Below are 20,521 nucleotides of genomic sequence, written 5' to 3' on the forward strand. Positions count from 1 at the left end.
TCCTCGTCAGCGCCCGACGAAGCGCGCGACGCGCTTCTCGACGAAGGACCTGCGGCCCTCCGCCGCATCCTCGGTGCCATAAAGAAACGTGTTCCTCGCGGTGACATGGGTCGCGGCGTGGATCCAGCCCTGGCCCTGCGCGATGCGCGCGTTCTCGATCGTTGCCTGCACCGCGAGCGGCGCCTGCTCCGCGACTCGCTGCGCGAAGGCCAGCGCGCGCTCGAACTGCTGGCCGGCCGGAACGACTTCCTGCACGAGGCCGATGCGCAGCGCCTCGGCGCTGTCGAACTCGTCGCCGGTCAGTAGCCATTTCATCGCGTTGCCCCAGCCCGCGCGCTCGACGATGCGGAAGCTGCCGCCGGCGCCGGGCATGATGCCCCGCCTGACCTCCATCTGCGCGAAGCGGCAGTCGTCGGCGGCGATCACCACGTCGGCGGCGAGCATCAGCTCGATCGCGATGGTGAAGCACAGCCCCTGCATGGCCGCGACGACCGGCTTCCTGCGCCAGGGCTCGCGCATCTGCACCGGATCGACCAGGTGCAGCGGCACGTAGGGCTTGCCTTCCTTGCGGTACTCGGCCATCAGCGGCAGGTCGATGCCGGCGGAAAAGTGCCCGCCCTTCGCGTGGAGCAGTCCGACAAAGAGGTCGGGAGAGCTCTCCAGCAGCGTGTAGGCCTCGCCGAGCTCGCGGAACATCTTCGGCGTCACGCCGTTGCGCTTCTCGACACGGTCCAGGCCGATCAGCAGAACCGCGCCGCGCTTCTCGACGACGACCTGGCCTTCGGGGTGGCGTTCGCTCATCGTGGATCCTTTCAGAGGAATTCGCCGTAGGCCTCGACCTGGTGCTCTGTGTTGCCGAGCGTCATGTCGATCGCCGTCAGGCGCTTGAAGTAGTGGCCGCAGGCCATTTCGTCGGTCATGCCCATGCCACCGTGCAGCTGCGTTGCCTGCTGGCCGACGAAGCGGCCCGAGCGCCCGGCCATCGCCTTGGCGGCGATGGCGCCGCGGCGGCGCTGCGCGCGATCGTCGGCGTCGGCGCCGGCTGCGGCCATCAGCGCGAGCGCGCGCGCCTGCTCCACGGCGATGCGCATGTCGGCCGCGCGGTGCTGCAGGGACTGGAAGCTGCCGATGGGCTTGCCGAACTGCATGCGCGTGCGCAGGTGCTCGCACGTCAGCTCGGTGAGGCGGTCCATCGCGCCGACCGCCTCGGCGGCCAGCGCCGCGAGCGCTTGATCGACGGCCCATTCGAGCAGCGGGTAGCCTGCGCCGACCGCACCGATCACCTGGTCGTCGGCGACCCGCACCTGGTCCAGGCGAAGCTCGGCGACGCGCCGGTGATCGATCGTCGGAAAGCCTTGGGCGTGCACGCCGGCGGCAGCAGCGTCGACGATGAACAGCGTGACGCCCTCGGCGCTGCGTGCGGGGACGATGAGCCAATGCGCGCTGTCGCCGTGAGGCACCACGCACTTCGCGCCGTCCAGCACGAAGCCGCCGTCACGCCGTTCGGCGCCGGTACGGATGTCATTCAGGTCGTAGCGCGCCTGCGGCTCCAGGGCCGCGAGCGCGAAGCGCTGCGAGCCGTCGGCAATGCAGGGCAGCCAGCGCGAACGCTGCGCCGCGCTGCCGAAGCGCGCGATCAGACGCGGCGCGACGACGCCGGTGTCGATGTAGGGTTCGAGCACGAGCCCGCGCCCGAGCTGTTCCATCACCATCAGCGTCTCGACCGGTCCACCGCCGATGCCGCCGTGCTCGACCGGCACGTTCAGCCCGAACAGGCCCATGCCGGCGAGCGTGTCCCAGAGCTCTTGCGAGAAGCCGCCGTTCTTCGCCAGTCGCTTGCGCCGCGCCTCGAACTCGTACTCGGCGGCGACGAAGCGGCCCACCGTGTCGGCGAGCATGCGTTGTTCGTCATCGAGGGTGAAATCCATTTCTAGTGTCGTGAGTTGGAAATACGTGGCATTTCGATTCGACCAGATGGTGATGATCGGGCGGCTGCGCGAAGGGGCCAATACTGGACGTATTGGCCCCTTCGCGCAGGCGCCCGAGGGCGCCATCTGGTCGAACCGAAGGCGGGCCCAAACGGGGCGATCGCCGCGTTGCAGAGTCGGGTCCATACCCCCGGTATGGACCCGACTCCGCGCCTTGCGCTCATCCCCGTTTGGGCCCGTCGAAACGCCACGTATTTCCAACTCACGACACTAGGCTCCCACGATGGCTTTGCCGATCAGGCCGCGCTGGATCTCATTGGTGCCGCCGTAGATGGCGACCTTGCGCAAGTCGAGGTACAGGCCCGTGAGCGGGTTCAGCTCCGCGCCGCCTGCCGTCGCACCGGCGTGGTCCGGCGAGAGCGCATCCTCCACGTGAGGCACGGCATACGGCCCGGCGCACTCCATCAGCAGTTCGCCGAGCTCGGCCTGGATCTCCGAGCCGCGGATCTTCAGCATCGACGGCTCGGCGCCCAGGCCCTGGCCCGCCTGCTCCAGCGAGACGAGCCGCGCCAGCGCCCACTCGTGCGCGTGCACGTCGATCTCGATCTTCGACAGCTTGTCGCGAAAGCGCGGGTCGTCGATCAGCGGCCGTCCGCGCTTCGTCTGGGAGCGCGCGACCTCCTTCAGGCGGCGCAGCAGCCGCTTGCACATGCCCAGCCCGGCGATCGCGGTGCGCTCATGACCGAGCAGGTACTTGGCGATGGTCCAGCCGGCGTCCTGTTCGCCGATCAGGCCATCGAGCGGAACCCTCACGTCCTCGAGGAAGACCTCGTTGATGTCGAAGCCGCCGTCCAGCGTCTTGATGGGGCGCACCGTGATGCCGGGACTGTCCATGCGGATCAGCAGCAGCGAGATGCCTTGCTGCGGCTTGCCGTCGGTGCCCGTGCGCACGAGCGCGAACATCCAGTTCGCCCACTGCGCGAACGAGGTCCAGGTCTTCTGCCCGCTGACGACGTAGTGGTCGCCGCGGCGCACGGCGCGCGTCTTCAGGGAGGCGAGATCCGACCCCGCGCCCGGCTCCGAGTAGCCCTGGCACCACCAGTCGTCCATGGTCAGGATGCGCGGCAGGAAGCGCTGCTGCTGCGCGGGCGTGCCGAACTTCATCAGCACCGGCGCGATCATCGACAAGCCGAAGGGCATCTGGCGCGGCGCGCCGGCGACGAAGCACTCTTCCTCGAAGATGTTGCGCCGGACCGCGTTCCACCCGCAGCCGCCATGGGCGACGGGCCAGCCCGGCGCGCCCCAGCCATGTTCGGCAAGGATGCGCTGCCAGCGGACATAGTCCTCTCGCTCGACGCGCAGGAAGCCCAGCACCTTGCGGCGGATGTCGTCGGGCAGGCGTGCGGCGACGAACTCGCGCACTTCGCGCCGGAACGCGTCTTCCTCGGAAGTGGGGCCAAGGTCCATGCTCAGCGCCCGGTGAAGCGAGGTGGGCGCTTTTCCTTGAAGGCGAGCTTGCCCTCCTGGAAGTCCTCGCTGAGGTTGGCGCGCAGCATCTCCTCGCTGTCGGCAATGAGCGCCTCGTGCAGGCTCTGGAACGGCAGGTTCCAGAGCTGCCGCTTCATCACCCGCAGCGATCGCGGCGAGCAGGCCGTGGCGAGCTCGCGCGCATAGGCGTACGTGGCTTCGGCGAGACGCTCGTGCGGATGAAGCTGACTCGCGAGCCCGACGCGCAGAAGCTCCTCGCCGCGCACCTTGCGTGCCGACAGCAGCAGCTCGGCCGCGGCGGCCGGCCCCACGACGTTGCGCAGCGCCCAGGCCATGCCGTATTCGGAGGCCAGGCCGATGCGCGCGAACGCGGTGGTGACCACCGCATCGTCGGCGGCGATGCGGATGTCGGCGAACAGCGCATGCACCAGCCCCAGCCCGGCGGTCGCGCCATTGAGCATCGCGATGATGGGCCGATCGATGGCCGGGAAGTACGCGGCCCGGCTCTGGTAGTCGGGCCGGCGGCTGAAGTCGTAGGGCCGCGCCAGCTTGGTGAGAAGGGAACGCGGGAAGTCGCCGTCGTGCTGGCCCTTGAAGCCGGTGACATCGCCGCCCGCGCAGAAGGCACGGCCGGCGCCGGTGAGCACGATGACGCGCACCGCGTCGTCGCGCTCGGCCTCGTGCATCGCGTGCCAGACCTCCTCGGCCATCACGTCGGTCCACGCGTTGAGCGCCTCCGGCCGGTTCAGCGTGATGGTCGCGACCCGGTCGCTCACCTCATAGAGGACTTGCTGGTACTTCATCGAGTCTCCTCACGGCGGTCGGCTTTGTGCCGGTGACCTCGGCGATCTTCTCGTCCGTGTAGCCGAGCGAACGGAACACTTCGTGGTTGTGCTGTCCGAGTGTCGGCGGTGGCAGGCCCGGCATCGCGGGCGTGGCGGAAAACTGCGTGGCCACCTGCGTCGTCACCATCGCGCCTTCGGTCGGATGCTCATAGCGCCGGATGAAGCCGGTCTCGTTCAGGTACGGGTCGCGCAGCAGGTCGTCGAAGCGGGCCATCGTGCCGTTCGGGATGTCGATGGCGTCGAGCAGCACGTGCCATTCGGCGGTGGTCTTCAGCTTCATCTGCTCGGCGACCACGCCATACAGCGTGTCGATGTGACGGGTGCGGGCGGTGACCGTGCGGAAGCGCTCGTCGTCGACCAGCTCGGGGCGGCCGATCGCCGGCAGCAGCCGCTTCCACTGCTCGTCGTTGACGGCCAGCACGCAGATGAAGCTGTCCTGCGTCTCATAGGGACGGCGGTGCTCCGAGAGCAGCCGCACGTAGCCGATGCCCGAGCCGAGCGGCGGATCGAAAGCCGCGCCCCACAGGTGCTCCTGCAGGTTGAACGCGACCAGCGTCTCGAACATCGGAACGCACACCTCCTGCCCGAGCCCTGTGCGTTCGCGGGCGAACAGCGCCATGCCCACCGCCGAAGCAAGCGCATGGCCGCAGAACTTGTCGACCATCACCGTCGGGAGGTAGCGGGCACGCCCCACCGACTTGAGCATCAGGTCGGCGATGCCGGATTCGCCTTGCAGCACGTCGTCGAACGCGGGATCGTTGGCGCGGGATCCACCTGGCATGTAGCCGGGCGCGAAGGCGTAGACGATGCGCGGGTTGCGGTCGGCAATACGGTCGTGGCCGATGCCCAGCCGTCGGGCCGCCGAAGGTCGCATGCTGTGGACGAACACGTCGGCCGTCGCGACCAGGTCGAACAGGGCTTCCAGGGCTGCCGGCCGCTTCAGGTCGAGCGTGACGCTGCGCTTGCTGCGGTTGATGTTCATGTGCATCGCGGACATGTTCGGATGCCGCGATGGACCGGTCTGGCGGTTGGGATCGCCGAGCGGCGTCTCGATCTTGATGACCTCGGCGCCCAGGTCGCCGAGGATCATGGTCGCCAGCGGGCCCAGCACATTGACCGTCAGGTCGACCACACGCACGCCGGCGAGCGGGCCCGGGCCCGCTCGCCCACTTGTCGTGGCCGCCTTCACCGTGCCTCGCCTGCCGGGCGGCGTTTGATCATGCGCATCGGGGTGTACACCATGACCGCCTCACCGCGCTGGTTCACCACCGTGTTCCGCGTGCGGACCAGGCCGCGCCCGGGTCGCGTTTCCGACGGCCGCGATTCGATGACCTCGCACTCGACGTGGATCGTGTCGCCCGCAAAGGTGGGCCCGAGGATCTTCAGGTCCATGCCGAGAAAGGCGAGTCCCGTCCCCTGGTTCGCCGTCTGCGCGAGCAGTCCTTCGACGAAGCAGAACACCAGCGAGCCCGGCGCGAGCCGACCCTCGAAGCCGGCGTCGCGGTGCAGGAACTCCGTGTTCGTGAACAGCACCTCGGTCATGCCGATGGTGTTGATGAAGTTGACGATGTCCGGCTCGGTGACCGTGCGGCCGACCGTCCTGAACTGCCTGCCCTGCGGCAGGTCCTCGAGGTAGTAGCCGAGTCCGACTGTTTCCACGGCGCTTCCATTTCTGAACGATGTTCGGTAATATAAACGCCACTGCGCGCCGGAGTCAATCAACAAAGGACCGAGACATGAGCGAATCGCCCGACCGTTACAGCCGCTATTCCCGCCTCAAGTTCGACCGGCCGCACCCGCGGGTCCTGCGGATCACGCTGAACTCGCCGCTGAAGATGGGTGCGATGGATGCGCAGATGCACCGCGAGGTGTCGGAGGTCTGGGCCGACGTCGACGCCGACGACAGCGTCAACGCGGTCATCGTCACCGGCGACGGCAAGAGCTTCTCGGCGGGCGGCGACCTCAACCACGAGCGCAAGGTCTGCGACGACTACGCGCTGCGCATGCAGGCGATGACCGAGTCGCGCAACCTGGTCTACGGCATGCTGAACTGCCGCAAGCCCATTGTCGGCGCGGCGCGCGGATGGGCTGTTGGAGCCGGGCTCGCGCTGCTGATCCTGGCGGATGTGTCGATCGCGTCGAAGACGGCGATGTTCTCGGACGGCCACCTGAAGATCGGCGTGGCGGCCGGCGACCACGCGGCCATCGTCTGGCCATTGCTCTGCGGCATGGCCAAGGCCAAGTACTACCTGATGACCGCGGAGAACTTCAGCGGTGAGGAGGCCGAGCGCATGAACCTCATCTCGCTCGCGCTCGACGACGACAAGGTCGAGGGCCGGGCGATCGAGGTGGCCGCGCGGCTGGCCGAAAGCGCACCGGCAGGCCTGCGCTGGACCAAGCAGGCGCTCAACCACTGGATCCGCCAGGCCGCGCCCATCTTCGATGCCTCGCTGGCGCTCGAATTCATCGGCTTCGCGGGGCCGGAGGGCAAGGAAGGCATCGATGCCTTCCTGCAGAAGCGCCGGCCGAGCTTCGATCCAGATTCACCGGTGTGATGCCGTGCCATCCGACGCACGCACCGCGCATCGAGCGACCGCCGCGGATCGGCTTTGCCGATTGGCCAGCGGTGCCGCCTTGGAGGGCGGCCGAAGGCCGTAGGGGTGGTCCATGAACACGCTCGGCGAACTTCTGGCACGGAATGCGCGCATTTACCCGGATCGCGAGGCGCTCATCTGCGGCGCGACGCGTCACAGCCATCGCAGCCTGTACGACACGGCGCTGCGCGTGGCCGATGGCCTGCACCGGCTGGGCCTGCGGCGACAGGACCGCGTTGCGATCCTGTCCATGAACAACGTGCAGTATCTCGAACTGCTGGCCGCTGGCGACGTGGCTGGCTACATCGTCGCGGCAATGAACTTCCGCCTGGCCCCGCCGGAGATCGAATGGCTGCTCGGTGACTGCACGCCGCGCATCCTCGTGTTCGAGGCGCGGTACACGGCCACGGTGGACGCATTGCGGGGCCGGCTCGAGGGCGTCGAGCACTTCGTCTGCATCAGCGATGAGACTTCGACGACCACGCCTTCGTGGGCGCTGTCGTGGCAGTCGGTCGTCGGCGAGGGCAATCCGCAAGGCCCGCCGTTTCGTTCGCAACCCAACGACTACGGCGCACTCGTCTACACCAGCGGCACGACGGGCCGGCCCAAGGGCGCGCTGCGCTCGCAGTGGCGCTGGGTGGCCACGGCCCAAGGAGGCTCGCACAACAGTGAGTTCAACTCCGACACACGTGTGCTTCTGACCACGCCGGCCTTTCATGTGGGCGTGATCGGCTATGCGACGCAAGCCTGGTGGAACGCCGGAGCCGTCGTGCTGCACAGAAGCTTCGATGCGGTGCATGTGCTGCGGGCGATCGAGAGCGAGCGCATCACCTTCACCTTCGTCGTCGCGGCAATGCTGCAGGCGCTGCTCGATGTGCCGGACTGCGGACGCTACGACCTCGGCAGCCTGCGCAACGTCGTCGCCGCGGCCGCACCGGTACCCGTCCCGCTGCTGCGCCGGGCGATCGAGCGCATGGGCCCGATCTTCTCGGTGCAGTACGGCGCCACCGAGACCGCCGGCACCGTGATGCACCGCCGCGACGTCCGACCCGAAGGCAGCGAGCGCGATCTGAAGCGCCTCGCCTCGGTCGGCCACCCGGGACCCCGTTCGCGGCTCAAGGTCGTCGACGATGCCGGCCACGAGTGCCCGGTCGGTGTGGCCGGGGAGGTGCTCACCTTCACCGACGAGCGCTTCGACGGCTACTGGAACAACACCGCGGCGACGCTGGAGGTGTTGCGCGACGGCTGGTATCACACCGGCGACATCGGCTTCCTCGACGAGGACGGCTACCTGTTCCTCGTTGACCGCAAGAAGGACATGATCATTTCGGGCGGCGAGAACATCTACAGCCGCGAGGTCGAGAACGCCGTGCTCGCCCATCCTGCCGTGCAGGACTGCGCCGCAATCGGCGTGCCCGACGGAAAGTGGGGCGAGGTGGTGCGCGCGGTCGTCGTGCTCAAACCCGGCCAGTCGCTGAGCACCGACGCGCTGATCGCCCACTGCAAGACGCTGATCGCCAGCTACAAGTGCCCGAAGCAGGTCGACGTGGTGGCCGAGCTGCCGCGCACCGGCACAGGCAAGGTGAGCAAGATCGAACTGCGCCGTCGAGCGCAGCAAGAGGAGCGCTGAACCATGTTCGAACTCAACCTGCGCGGCCGCGTGGCCGAGGTGACGATGTGCCGGCCTCCGGTCAACGCGATCAGCGAGGAGTGGGGCGTGGCCTTCACCGAGTTGCTCGACGGCCTGGACGCGCGCGACGACTGGAGCGTGCTGCACCTGCGCAGCAGCCAGAAGGTGTTCGCCGCCGGTGCCGACCTGGCGCAGATCCAGTCCTGGATCACGGCGGAGCGGCCCGACGCGACGCTTTCCAGCTACATCGGCAAGCTGCAGGCCGTCTATCGCAGGCTCGAAAGCCTGTCGCGCGTCACGCTGGCCGAGATCGGCGGCGCTGCGCTCGGTGGCGGCCTTGAGCTCGCGCTGTGCTGCGACCTGCGCGTCGCGGCCGACGAGATCAAGGTCGGCTTGCCGGAGGTGGGCATCGGATTGATCCCCGGCCTCGGAGGCACGCAGAGGCTCACGCGCCTCGTGGGCCGCGGCACCGCCGCACGCCTCGTACTCAGCGCCGAGCCGGTCGATGGCGCGTCGGCGTGCGCGCTCGGCATCGTCCAGTGGAGCGTGCCGCGCGAGCGCCTCGCCGCGGAAGCAGCACGCATCGCCGACCGCATCGCTGGCCTGCCGCTGCCGGCCCTGAAAGTCGCCAAGGAGCTGATCGGCGCGCACGGCGCCGGTCACGACGCCGGCTACACGCTCGAGCGCGAGCTCGGCGGACGGCTGCTGCTGACGCCCGAAGCGCAGCAGCGCATCACTGCCTTCATCCAAAGGAGATCTTCATGAGCAACACCGACTGGCGCGCAGTCACCGACCTCACCGGCAAGACCGTCGTCGTGACCGGCGGTGCTTCCGGCATCGGCCGCGCGTCCGCGCGGCAGTTCGCGAGTGCCGGGGCCCGCGTCGTCATCGGCGATATCAACGAAGCCGATGGGCAGGCCACCGCGCTGGACATCAAGGCCGGCTTCGGCCAGGCCGATTTCCTGCGGCTCGACCTGACTGACGGCGCCGCCATCGACGGCTTCGTCGATGCCGCGATGAACCGCCTGGGCGGCGCTCCCGACATCATCGCCAGCATCGCCGGCGTGGATCGCGTGAAGCCCTTCCTGGAGAACACGCCCGAGGATTGGGAGCTGCTCACGAAGATCAACTACATCGGGCCGGTGCGCATGATTCATCGCTTCCTGCCGCACATGATGGAGCGGCGCGGCGGCAAGATCGTCACGGTTGCCAGCGATGCCGGGCGCGTCGGCTCCAGCGGCGAGACCTTCTACGCCGGCACCAAGGGCGCGGTCATCGCCTTCACGAAGTCGCTGGCGCGCGAGACGGCGCGGGCGGGCATCACCTGCAACTGCGTCGCCCCGGGTCCCACCGACACACCGCTGTTCAACGGCACCATCCCCGAGGGCACGAAGCTGCGCGACGCGCTGATCAAGGCGATTCCGCTGCGCCGGCTCGCCCAGCCGATCGAGATCGCCCACACCATCGTCTACCTCGCGACGCCTGCCACCGACTTCATGACCGGCCAGGTCGTGTCGATCAGCGGCGGGCTCACGATGCACGGCTGAAGGAGCGGCTCATGCATCCCGAAAAGGAGTATCTCGAGCACCTCGCCGCCGGGCGCTTCATGCTGCAACAGGCATGCTGCCCGGCCGGCAACGTGCTTGACGCGGACGGCCATGTCTTTCCGCCGCGGATCGCGCAGCCGGGTAGCGGCGTGACCAGGCTGGAATGGGTCGAGGCCTGCGGCCGCGCGACCGTGTATTCGACGACCGTGATCCGGCAGAAGCCGCCGGCGCCGAACTACAACGTGGCCTTGATCGACCTCGAGGAGGGCGTGCGCATGATGGCCCGTGTCGACGGGATCGCGCCCGAGATGGTGACGATCGGGATGGCGGTGCGAGCCCGTGTGATCCGCGAGAACGACCAGCCGCTGGTCGTCTTCGTACCGACAGAGGGCGACAGCCATGCATGAACGCTTTCCGCGCGGCCGGTCTGCCGTCGTGGGCGCGGCCACCTTCGGCTGCGGCGAGGCGCCCGGCTGGTCGAACATGGAGCTCGCGCACCAGGCGGGCGTGATGGCGCTGGCGCAGGCCGGGTTGCTGCCGCGTGACGTGGACGGGCTCTTCACCTGCATCATGGACGAGGCGCTGTCCGGCTTGAGCTTCGCCGAGACGCTGGGCGTGCATCCGCGCTTCCTCGACAACAACCGCACCGGGGGCTCGTCGTTCCAGGTGCACGCGATGCTGGCAGCGATGGCGCTCGACGCCGGGCTGTGCGAGGTGGCGCTGATCGCCTACGGCAGCAACCAGCGCTCTGCTGCCGGCAAGCTCGTGCAGTCGTCACGGCCCTCGCCGTGGGAGGCGCCGTACAAGCCGCTGCGTCCGATCTCGTCGTACGCGCTGGCCGCGGCACGCCACATGCACCAGTACGGCACGACGAAGGAGCAGCTCGGCGAGGTGGCGATCGCCGCGCGCCGATGGGCGCAGCTCAACCCGGAAGCCTTCGTGCGCGAGCCGCTCTCGATGGACGACTACCTGAGAGCACGGCCGGTCGCCGATCCGTTCAACGTGCGCGACTGCTGCCTCGTCACGGACGGCGCGGCCGCGGTCGTGATGACGCGCGCCGACCGCGCGCGCGACATCTGTCCGCGACCGGTCTACGTGCTCGGCGCGGCGCAGGGCACGACGCACCGCGAGATCGCCAGCATGCCGGACCTCACCGTCACAGCACTGGCTGAAGCCGCGCCGCGCGCGTACGCGCAAGCCGGCGTGAGTCCGAAGGACATCGACGTCGTCGAGCTCTACGACGCGTTCACGATCAACACCATCCTGTTCCTCGAAGACCTCGGCTTCTGCGCCAAAGGCGAGGGTGGCGCTTTCGTGTCGGGCGGCAGGATCGCACCTGGCGGTGCGCTGGCCGTCAACACCAACGGCGGCGGCCTGTCGTGCGTTCATCCCGGCATGTATGGTCTGTTCACGATCGTCGAGGCGACGCGGCAGCTCATGGGCCAGTGCGGCGACCGCCAGGTGAAGAACGCGCAACTCGCCATCGCGCAGGGCAACGGCGGCGAGCTTTCGCACGAGGCGCTGCTGGTCCTCGGCAGCCCCGAGACGCTATAGGACTCATCCATGCTCGACTACCACGCCTGCAAGAACTGGCGCTTCGACGAGATCGTGCACCGCTATGCCGAGCGCGACACGATGCTGTACGCGCTGGGGCTCGGCTGCGGCGGCGATCCCACGCACCGCGGCGAGCTGGGGTTCGTCTACGAAGGACGGCTCCAGGCCGTGCCGACGATGGCCACCGTGATGGGCTCGCCCGGCATCTGGTGGAAGGACTCGCGCACCGGCGCCGATGCGGTCAAGCTCGTCCACGGCGAGCAGGATCTGCGTCTGTTGAGACCGCTGCCCGTGGCGGGCACGCTGGTGGCGCGCAACCGGGTGCTGTCCCTCACCGACAAGGGAGCCGGCAAGGGCGCGATCGCCGTCGTCGTGCGCGAGCTCGCCGACGCCGCCAGCGGCGAGATGGTGGCGGAGTCTCGCAACGTCACGTTCCTGCGCGGCGACGGCGGCTTCAGTGCAGGGAGCGGCGTCTCGGATCCGGGGCCCGATCCGCTGCCGCCGGTGCCCGAGCGGCCGGCCGATGTGGATGTGGCATACACGACGCTCCCGCAGGCCGCGCTGCTGTATCGGCTGAGCGGCGACTACAACCCGCTGCATGCCGATCCGGAGTTCGCTTCCCGCGCCGGCTTCGACCGCCCGATCCTCCACGGCCTGTGCACCTACGGCATGGGCGCACGCGCCGTGATCGAGAAGGTGCTCGGGTTCGATGCGGCGCGCCTGCGGCGCATCGCGGTCCGATTCACGTCGCCGGTGTGGCCCGGCGACACGGTGCGCTACGAGCTGTGGCGCGAGGGCGAGCGCATCGTGCGCTTGCGCGCCACCGTCGATGCGCGAAAGGCCGTCGTGCTGGCCAACGGTCTGGTTGAAATCGAGTGAGCGACGCGAAGGTCTATTCACGGGGGCCTTTGGCGCTCTCGGCGCAGCGGTGGCCATCGCCGACGTCGTGGCCTTTCTGATCGGCGATGGCGCACGTGCCATCACCGGCGCTGCCATACCGGTCAGCGGCCGCATTTGACTGGGACAGAAGAGGAGACCGCCATGGCCAAGTGGCTCGCATCCACCGAGTGCATCCGTTTCGACGTCGCCGACCGCGTCGCACACATCACGCTGCACCGCCCCGACAAGCGCAACACCTTGACGCCGCAGACGCTGGCCGAATTGCATGCCGCGCTGCTCGAGGCCGACGACCGGACGGACGTCAACGCGATCGTTCTCGCCGGTGCCGGCAAGGACTTCTGCGCGGGCTACGACCTGGCCGGCGCCTATGCGGGGCAAGGCATGAGCGAGGGGCCGACTTATCGCAGCGTCAACGGCACGCTCGATGACGACGCCTGGCAGCTCGAGCAGACGCAGAAGCAGACCATCGCGATGTTCGACATGCACAAGCCGGTCATCGCACGGGTGCAGGGCAATTGCCTGGCCGGCGGCACCGACCTCGCGCTGATGTGCGACATGGTGATTGCCGCCGACGACGCGCGCATCGGCTTCCCGGCGGCGCGCGCCAACGGCACGCCTCCGCAGAACATGTTCGTCTACCACGTCGGCCCGCAGTGGGCCAAGCGCCTGCTGATGACCGGCGACTGGATCAGCGGCACCGATGCGGCCCGCATCGGCCTGGTGATGGACAGCGTCCCCGCCGATGAGCTGGATGCGAAGGTGGCCGAGCTGGCGCGCCGCGTCGCGGCAGTCGATGCGGAGCTGCTGGCGGCGCACAAGCGAGTGGTGAACCTGGCGCTCGAGCTCAGCGGCGCCCGCACGATGCAGCGCCTCGGCGCCGAGTTGGATGCGCGTGCCCATCTGTCGCGCGGACCGCGCCGCACCCAATTCCGCGCCGACATGGCCGAGCACGGCCTGAAGACGGCCCTGAAGAACCGGGATGAGCCCTTCGGCGACGGTCAGGTCCGGCTGGGCTCGGAATCCGCCCGCAAGCCTGCTTGAATTAGCCACCTCCGAAGCGCCCTCGGCGCTCCCCTTCAACGGGGGCGCCGCCGGCCGACCGGCAGAGCCGGATCCACGGCGGCCGCTTGATGCGTCGGTTCATGCCATCGGGTGCCGCCTGGCGCCGTGGAAGACTGATACGAACTGTCATCTCGGTTCGCATAGTAGAACGCAGTTCACAAATATCGGGTAAGTCCCAATGTAGAGTGGATTGACGGTCATGTGACGGTTAACAAGAATACGAACATCGTTCGACTATAAGTATCGACAGAGCGACGATCAGGGGAACGTCGTGGAGACAACGAGGTGCGTGCACCGCGCGCCTCGCCGCAGACACTGCTCACACAAGGAACCAAGAATGACGATCGCTCGAAGCTACAGGGGCAAAGTGCCCCACCGCGGGTTCGCCGTCAAGGCCGTCTGCTTCGCGGCCGCCTCGGCTCTGGCCGGACCGGCCGCGGCGCTCAAGCTCGGCTCGGACAACCCCGATCTCGAGATGGTGCTGGACACGACCGCCCGCTACAACGCCGCGTGGCGAACCGGCGAACGCGATCTGCGCCTGGTGGGTTCGCCGGCCGTCGACGAGGGCAACTGGCTGTTCGACAAGAACGACCAGGTGCTGTCGCGCATCGACCTGTACAGCGAGTTCGACCTGACCTGGCGCAAGGACGTGGGCCTGCGGGTCAGCGCCGCGGCCTGGGGTGACACGAACTTCCCGGACAAGAGCCGCAGCGACCCCCGCTTCGCCGCCGCACCGAACTACCCGAACAACGACTTCACGCCGTACATCGACCGCCACTACAAGGGGCCCTCGGGCGAATTCCTCGATGCCTTTGCGTGGGGGAACGTGCGGCTGGGCAGCACGTCGATGAACGTGAAGGTGGGCCGCTTCGCCTGGCTGCCCGGCGAGTTCCTGTTCAGCAACGGCGGCAGCTTCACCTACTCGATGGCGCCCAACGACGGTCGCAAGTCGGACCTGAGCCCGGGCTCGTCGGCCAAGGAGACGGCGCTGCCGATCGGACAGCTCGCGGCAACCTGGCAGCTCAACAACGAGTTCTCGGTCATGGGGCAGTACACGGCCGAGTTCCGCTCGTCGCGCATCTCCGAAGGCGGCACCTTCTGGTCGGTTGGCGACACGGCGCTCGAAGGCCCGCCGTTCATCTCCAACCCCGCGGTGCCGCGCGTCGCGCCGTTCCTGGGCGACAAGGGAGACGTCGCGCTGGGCGTGAAATGGAGCCCGGCGAAGCTGGACGGCGACTCCTTGGGGCTGTGGGTGCGCAAGTTCGACGACAAGACGCCGACCTGGCAGAACCAGGTCCGCATCGATGGCGCTGCGCGCAGCGGTCGCGCCGTCTACGCCAAGGGCATCGAGCTGGTCGGGCTGACCTACAACACCGGCGCCTTCGGCCTGAGCACCGGCTTCGAGCTGAACTACCGCCGGAAGATGCCGCTCAACGTGCGCAGCGGCTTCGCCTTCGGCACGGGGACCGGGCTCGTCGACGATCCCGGCATGGAGGGTCCGCGCGGCAACACCATTCATTTCCTGGCCAGCTCCGTGGTGACGCTGAACAAGAACGCGCTCTTCGACTCGGGCTCCATCGCGCTGCAGTTCGATGCGATGCGGCTGCAGAAGATCACGAGCGGCGCGAGCCTCTACAACGGCGAGGGCGGCAATACGGCCTGCGTCGACGAGCTCGTGCTGCGCGGCTGCTCGACCCGCCACGCCGCCAGTATCGGCGCCAACTTCACGGCCACCTGGCAGCAGCTATTCCCGAGCGTCGACCTGTCGGTGCCGGTCTTCCTGACCTACGGCCTGAAAGGGAACGCGGCGGCCGTGGGCGCAGGCATCACGCCGGAGGGATCGTGGCTGTTCCGGCCTGGCGTGCGGGTGGAATGGCTCGTGGGTCAGTACAAACACCAGTTCGACCTGAGCTATACCGCACGTGGAGGGAAGACGGGAGAATTGGACAACGGCGCCGGCGCCGTCAACGGCCACGGTGGAGCCGCCTTGTTCAACGCGTCGGGGCTCGCCAATTTCCGCGACCGCAACTACCTGAGTTTCACGTACCAGACCGCGTTCTGAACTCTCGAGGACATCGCCATGAAGCTTCATCACATCGCAGTTGCCGCCCTGTTCGCCGCCGGCATGGTCCAGAACGCAGTCGCCCAGGAGGGCGAGCGTCTGCCGTGGGGCGCACTGAAGGCCGGCAACAAGGACGGCACGATCCCGGCCTGGGAAGGCGGGTTGCCGGCCTCGGCCAGTCCGGCGGGATTCAAGAAGGATTCGGGCTTCTGGGCCGATCCCTACGCGGCCGACAAGCCGCTGTACTCGATCACCGCGAAGAACATGGAGCAGTACGCCGACAAGCTCAGCGAAGCGACGAAGGAGCTCCTCAAGCGCAACCACGGCTTCCGCGTCGACGTGTATCCCTCGCGGCGGCCGGTGAACTACTCGCAGTTCTTCATCGAGAACACGAAGCTCAATGCCGCCGGCCGCTGCAAGACCATCGAGAACGGCGAGGCCGTGACCGGCTGCTTCGGCGGCACGCCGTTCCCGGTGCCGAAGAACGGCCACGAGGCGATGTGGAACCTGATCCTCGTGAACAAGGGCGCGTCGTCGTGGACCTACGGCCAGGGCTGGTACGTCGACGCCAGCGGCAACAAGGTGATGACCGCCGAGGTCAACAACCGCAACCAGAACGACTACTTCAACGCGACGCTGACCGCCGAGCAGTTCTATGCCAAGGGCGGCCAGTACTTCATGAACAACAACACCTACACCGCACCGGCGCGGATCACCGGTGAAGGCAATCTCCAGCGCAAGTACATCAACCCGGTGGCCACGCCGGACAAGACCTGGGGCTACACGCCGGGCCAGCGCCGCGTGCGGCTGTCTCCGGACGCGGCGTACGATTTCCCGGTGGCCACCGCGGCCGGCGCGATGCTGTACGACGAGATCTACGCCTTCTCCGGCAAGCTCGACCGCTTCGACTGGAAGCTCGTCGGCACGAAGGAGATGATCATTCCGTACAACGCCTACAAGTACCTCGCGGGCAAGGCGGAAGACGTGATGACCCGCGGCGCGCCCAATCCGGACGTGATGCGCTGGGAACTGCACCGCGTGACGGTGGTCGAGGCCACGCTCAAGCCCGGCGCGCGGCATGTGGTGGCCAAGCGGCGCTTCTACTTCGACGAGGACAACCCCGACGCGGTGGTGGTCGACGCCTGGGATGCCAACGGCAAGCTCTCGCGCGGCACCTTCAATCCGTGTGCCTGGGCCTACGACAAGCAGGCGGTCATCCACGGCGGGACGTTCTACTTCGATTTCGGCACCGGCGCCTACTACAACTCGTCGATCCTGGGCAGCTACAAGGGCCTGTTCATCGCGACCGACACGGTGGACGCCGACGCCTTCTATAGCCCCGACGGCCTGGCGCGGCGAACCCAGCGCTGAGCGTGCGCCCGCTGCTCCTGCTCGCCCTGTCGTCGTTGCTGGCCTGGCCGGCAGCGCGCGGGGCCGAGGGCGCCTTCGTCGATCCGCTCGATGCGCCGGCGCGGCTGTCGCCGCGGGCCGCCGGCGCGCCGGTTCATGCGCTGGCACGCGTCGACGACGACCATGTCGTGGGCGTCGGCCCGCGCGGGCACATCCTGCGCTCGTCGGATCGCGGCAAGACCTGGGTGCAGCAGCCGAGCCCGGTCAGCACCGACCTGCTGGCCGTGCATTTCCCGTCGGCGCGGCAGGGCTGGGCGGTGGGGCATGACGGGGTCGTGCTGCACAGCGTGGACGGCGGCGTGAGCTGGAAGCGCGTGCTCGACGGGCGCACGCTCGGCGCAGCGATGGTCGCCTGGTACGAGCGCAAGGTCGCGCAGGGCGAGAGCGGGCTTTCCAAGGCGCTCGAGGAAGCTCGCAAGCTTGCGGCCGACGGGCCCGACCGGCCGCTGATGACGGTGCACTTTCGCAGCGAGCGCGAAGGCTGGATCGCCGGGCAGTTCAACCTGATCCTGTACACGGCCGACGGCGGCGCGACGTGGGAACCGTGGCTCGACCGCACCGAGAACCCCGAGGGCTACTCGCTGCACGCGATCGGCGCCGCCGGCGACGATGTGCTCATCGTCGGGGAGCTGGGCCTGGTGCTGAGGCTCGACGCTCCATCGCGGCGCTTCCAGCGTGTCAAGACAGCCTATCCGGGCACGTGGTTCGGCATGGCCGCGGCGAAGCACGCCGTCGTTGCCGGCGGGCTGCGCGGGTCGGCTTGGCGCAGTCTCGATGCGGGCGCGACCTGGAAGCCCCTCGCCACCGGCGTGCCTGCGGCCATCAATGGCGGCCTGTTCCTGCCCGACGGCCGCCTGGTGCTGCTCGGTGCGCAGGGGCAACTGCTGCTGAGCGGCGACCAGGGCGACAGCTTCGTGCCGCTGCGGACCGACGCCCCGCTGCCGGGCGCGTTCGCCGCGGCCGCCGTCGAACCCGGCTGGCTGCTCGTCGCCGGCCCGCGCGGCGTGCGCCGCGTAGCGCTTCCGCCCGGCCGAGGTGATTTCCGATGAAGATGACCAACGACGCCTTCGAGATCGTGACGAGCCGGGAGGCATTCGACGCGCGCTCGGGCAACGTCCTCGAGCGCCTGATCTTCAACCACCGGCTGGCCCTCCTGCTCGCCTTCGCGCTCGTCTCGCTGTTCCTGGGCTGGAAGTCGACGCAGCTCACGGTCAACGCCAACTTCGAGCGGATGATCCCGAGCTCGCACCCCTACATCCGCAACTACCTCGACAACAAGAGCGAGCTGCGCGGCCTCGGCAACCAGATCCGCGTCGTCGTCGAGAACACTCGAGGCGACATCTACGACCCCGACCACCTGAAGCTGCTGGCGCAGATCAACGACACGCTGTATGCCATGCCGGGCGTCGACAGGCCCTGGCTCAAGTCGCTGTGGACGCCGCTGCTGCGCTGGGGGGAAGTCACCGAGGAAGGCATGCGCGGCGGGCCGGTGATGCCCGACCGCTTCGACGGAACGCCCGCCAAGCTGGAGGAGCTCAAGGCCAACATCGCCCGCTCCAGCGCGGCGGCGCGCATCATCGCCGACGACCAGCGCTCGTCGATGATCCAGGTGCCGCTGCTCGACCGCTACCCCGACAGCGGCAAGCCGCTCGACTACCTCGCCTTGTCGCGCGATCTCGAGGAGAAGGTACGGGCGCGGGCCGACGGCAAGTCCCGCGTCTACATCGTCGGCTTCGGCAAGCTGGCCGGCGACCTGATCGAGGGCCTGACCACCGTGATCTCGTACTTCGCGATCTCGGTGGCCATCGCGGCGCTGTTCGTGTTTCTCTACACGCGCTGCATCCGCAGCACCGTCGTGCTGGTGGTCACCGCGGTGCTCGGCGTGATGTGGCTGATGGGGTTGATGCAGCTGCTCGGCTACGAGCTCGATCCGTATTCGATCCTCGTGCCCTTCCTGCTGTTCGCGATCGGCCTGTCTCACGGCGCGCAGAAGATGAACGGCATCATGCAGGACGTCGGCCGCGGCACGCACAAGTACGTCGCCGCGCGCTACACCTTCCGGCGCCTGTTCCTGGCCGGCCTGACCGCGCTCCTGACCAACGTGGTCGGCTTCATGGTTCTGATCGTCATCGACATCCCGGTGATCCGCGACCTGGCGGTGATGACGAGCATCGGCGTCACCGGACTGATCTTCACGAAGCTGGTGCTGATTCCGGTGCTGTTGTCGTACACCGGCGTGAGTCCGAGGGCCGCCCAGCGCTCGCTGAAGGTCGACGCCGACGAGCATGCCGGTCGCACGGCGATGGGCCGCGTCTGGTCGGCGCTCGAGCTGTTGACCGAACGCCGCTGGGCCGTGGTGGCCATCGCCTGCGCCGCGATCCTGAGCGTCGGCGCGCTCAGCCTGCGCACGGGTCTGAAGATCGGCGATCTCGACGAGGGGGCGCCGGAGCTGCGCCGCGACTCGCGCTACAACCTCGACAACGCCTATGTCACGCGGCACTACGGGCTGTCGAGTGATCAGTTCGCCGTGATCGTCAAGACGCCGAAGAGTGCCTGCGACCGCTACGCCGGCCTCGTCGATGCCGACCGGCTGGGCTGGGAGCTCGAGCACGTGGACGGCGTCAAGGCGGTAACCTCCTTCGCCGAGCAGACGCGGCGCGCCGTGGCCTCGTTCAGCGAGGGCTACTTCAAGTGGAACACCCTGGCGCGCGACCCGCAGATCCTGGGTCCTGCGGCCAACCGCGTGATCCAGGACAACCCCGACGCGATGAACCCGAACTGCTCGGTGTTCCCGGTCGTGGCCTACCTGAGCGACCACCGCGCCGACACGCTGGACCGCGTGCTCAAGGCGACCGAAGCATTCGCTGCCACGCACGACCGCGCCGACGCGCGGTTCCTGCCCGCGGCCGGCAGCGCCGGCATCGAGGCGGTGACGAACATCGTCGTGCACTCGTCGTTCTACATCATGCACGCGGTCCTGTACTGTGCGGTCGTCCTGTTGTGCTTCGTCACCTTCCGCTCTTGGCGCGCGGTGCTGGTCGCGCTGGTGCCGCTGGCGATCACGTCGATCCTGTGCGAGGCCATCATGGTCGTGATGGGCATCGGCGTGAAGGTGGCGACGCTGCCGGTCATTGCGCTGGGGGTGGGCGTCGGCGTGGACTACGCGCTGTACCTGCTGTCGATCCAGCTCGCGATCCAGCGACGTGGCGGCAGCCTGCGCGAGGCCTACACGCGATCACTGCAGTTCACCGGCAAGGTGGTCGCGCTGGTGGGTGCGACGATGGCCGCCGGCGTCGTCACCTGGGCGTGGTCGCCGATCAAGTTCCAGGCGGACATGGGCATCCTGCTGACATTCATGTTCCTGTGGAACATGCTGGGGGCGCTGGTGCTGATCCCGGCGCTGTCGCATTTCCTGCTGCGTGACGCGGCCGAGGTGACCCGCGGACCCCGGGTTGCACCCGGGCTGCAAACCGCCGAGTCTTCGTAGCCCGGGTGCAACCC

18 protein-coding genes are annotated in these 20,521 nt (G+C 68.3%); 12 read left to right on the plus strand and 6 right to left on the minus strand.

Features of this window, described 5'->3' with window-relative positions; all coding sequences use genetic code 11:
- Positions 1–6 precede the first annotated feature (6 nt).
- The 6 genes from P7V53_RS10365 to P7V53_RS10390 form a co-directional block, all read right to left on the minus strand.
- Positions 7–801 carry a crotonase/enoyl-CoA hydratase family protein gene (locus tag P7V53_RS10365; protein WP_280155403.1) on the minus strand — a complete coding sequence of 265 codons (795 nt, stop codon included), beginning with the start codon at positions 799–801 and terminating at the stop codon, positions 7–9.
- Positions 802–812: 11 nt separating this feature from the next.
- Positions 813–2,114 (minus strand): acyl-CoA dehydrogenase family protein, encoded by a 1,302-nt coding sequence (locus P7V53_RS10370; protein WP_280155404.1) that lies wholly within the window; start codon positions 2,112–2,114, stop codon positions 813–815.
- An 84-nt stretch (positions 2,115–2,198) separates the two neighbouring features.
- Positions 2,199–3,395 carry an acyl-CoA dehydrogenase family protein gene (locus P7V53_RS10375; protein ID WP_280155405.1) on the minus strand — a complete coding sequence of 399 codons (1,197 nt, stop codon included), beginning with the start codon at positions 3,393–3,395 and terminating at the stop codon, positions 2,199–2,201.
- Positions 3,396–3,397: 2 nt separating this feature from the next.
- A complete protein-coding gene (locus P7V53_RS10380; protein WP_280155406.1) occupies positions 3,398–4,219 on the minus strand; it encodes an enoyl-CoA hydratase-related protein in 822 nt (273 codons plus the stop codon).
- Complete coding sequence (locus P7V53_RS10385; RefSeq protein WP_280155407.1) at positions 4,194–5,399, minus strand: CoA transferase; 1,206 nt, start codon at positions 5,397–5,399, stop codon at positions 4,194–4,196. Before P7V53_RS10385 ends, P7V53_RS10380 begins: the two co-directional genes overlap by 26 nt.
- Positions 5,400–5,446: 47 nt before the next feature.
- Complete coding sequence (locus tag P7V53_RS10390) at positions 5,447–5,920, minus strand: MaoC family dehydratase N-terminal domain-containing protein (RefSeq protein WP_280155408.1); 474 nt, start codon at positions 5,918–5,920, stop codon at positions 5,447–5,449.
- A 77-nt stretch (positions 5,921–5,997) separates the two neighbouring features.
- Here P7V53_RS10390 and P7V53_RS10395 point away from each other — a divergent pair, with 77 nt between their 5' ends.
- The 12 genes from P7V53_RS10395 (at position 5,998) to P7V53_RS10450 (ending at position 20,507) form a co-directional block, all read left to right on the plus strand.
- Complete coding sequence (locus P7V53_RS10395) at positions 5,998–6,816, plus strand: enoyl-CoA hydratase/isomerase family protein (protein WP_280155409.1); 819 nt, start codon at positions 5,998–6,000, stop codon at positions 6,814–6,816.
- 112 nt (positions 6,817–6,928) lie between these two features.
- Positions 6,929–8,485, plus strand: coding sequence for an AMP-binding protein (locus P7V53_RS10400; RefSeq protein ID WP_280155410.1), 1,557 nt, complete (start codon positions 6,929–6,931; stop codon positions 8,483–8,485).
- A gap of 3 nt (positions 8,486–8,488) precedes the next feature.
- Entirely contained in the window at positions 8,489–9,250 is a 762-nt protein-coding gene (locus P7V53_RS10405) for an enoyl-CoA hydratase/isomerase family protein (protein WP_280155411.1), read from the plus strand.
- A complete protein-coding gene (locus tag P7V53_RS10410; RefSeq protein ID WP_280155412.1) occupies positions 9,247–10,032 on the plus strand; it encodes an SDR family NAD(P)-dependent oxidoreductase in 786 nt (261 codons plus the stop codon). The genes P7V53_RS10405 and P7V53_RS10410 overlap by 4 nt, the downstream gene beginning before the upstream one ends.
- Before the next feature lie 11 nt (positions 10,033–10,043).
- Positions 10,044–10,439, plus strand: coding sequence for an OB-fold domain-containing protein (locus P7V53_RS10415; protein ID WP_280155413.1), 396 nt, complete (start codon positions 10,044–10,046; stop codon positions 10,437–10,439).
- Positions 10,432–11,586, plus strand: a complete 1,155-nt coding sequence (locus P7V53_RS10420) for a thiolase (RefSeq protein WP_280155414.1) — start codon at positions 10,432–10,434, stop codon at positions 11,584–11,586. The genes P7V53_RS10415 and P7V53_RS10420 overlap by 8 nt, the downstream gene beginning before the upstream one ends.
- A 9-nt stretch (positions 11,587–11,595) precedes the next feature.
- Positions 11,596–12,465 carry a MaoC/PaaZ C-terminal domain-containing protein gene (locus tag P7V53_RS10425; protein ID WP_280155415.1) on the plus strand — a complete coding sequence of 290 codons (870 nt, stop codon included), beginning with the start codon at positions 11,596–11,598 and terminating at the stop codon, positions 12,463–12,465.
- Positions 12,466–12,627: 162 nt separating this feature from the next.
- Positions 12,628–13,527 carry a crotonase/enoyl-CoA hydratase family protein gene (locus P7V53_RS10430; protein WP_280155416.1) on the plus strand — a complete coding sequence of 300 codons (900 nt, stop codon included), beginning with the start codon at positions 12,628–12,630 and terminating at the stop codon, positions 13,525–13,527.
- 358 nt (positions 13,528–13,885) lie between these two features.
- Positions 13,886–15,610 carry a DUF1302 family protein gene (locus tag P7V53_RS10435; RefSeq protein ID WP_280155417.1) on the plus strand — a complete coding sequence of 575 codons (1,725 nt, stop codon included), beginning with the start codon at positions 13,886–13,888 and terminating at the stop codon, positions 15,608–15,610.
- Between the two features lie 18 nt (positions 15,611–15,628).
- Positions 15,629–16,981: a DUF1329 domain-containing protein gene (locus P7V53_RS10440; protein ID WP_280155418.1), complete on the plus strand. Its 1,353-nt coding sequence runs from the start codon at positions 15,629–15,631 to the stop codon at positions 16,979–16,981.
- 2 nt (positions 16,982–16,983) lie between these two features.
- Positions 16,984–18,069, plus strand: coding sequence for a YCF48-related protein (locus P7V53_RS10445; protein WP_280155419.1), 1,086 nt, complete (start codon positions 16,984–16,986; stop codon positions 18,067–18,069).
- Positions 18,066–20,507 carry an MMPL family transporter gene (locus P7V53_RS10450; RefSeq protein ID WP_280155420.1) on the plus strand — a complete coding sequence of 814 codons (2,442 nt, stop codon included), beginning with the start codon at positions 18,066–18,068 and terminating at the stop codon, positions 20,505–20,507. Before P7V53_RS10445 ends, P7V53_RS10450 begins: the two co-directional genes overlap by 4 nt.
- The last annotated feature ends 14 nt before the right edge of the window (positions 20,508–20,521 follow it).

The organism is Piscinibacter sp. XHJ-5 (genome assembly GCF_029855045.1).
In the GTDB taxonomy this organism is placed as follows: domain Bacteria; phylum Pseudomonadota; class Gammaproteobacteria; order Burkholderiales; family Burkholderiaceae_C; genus Albitalea.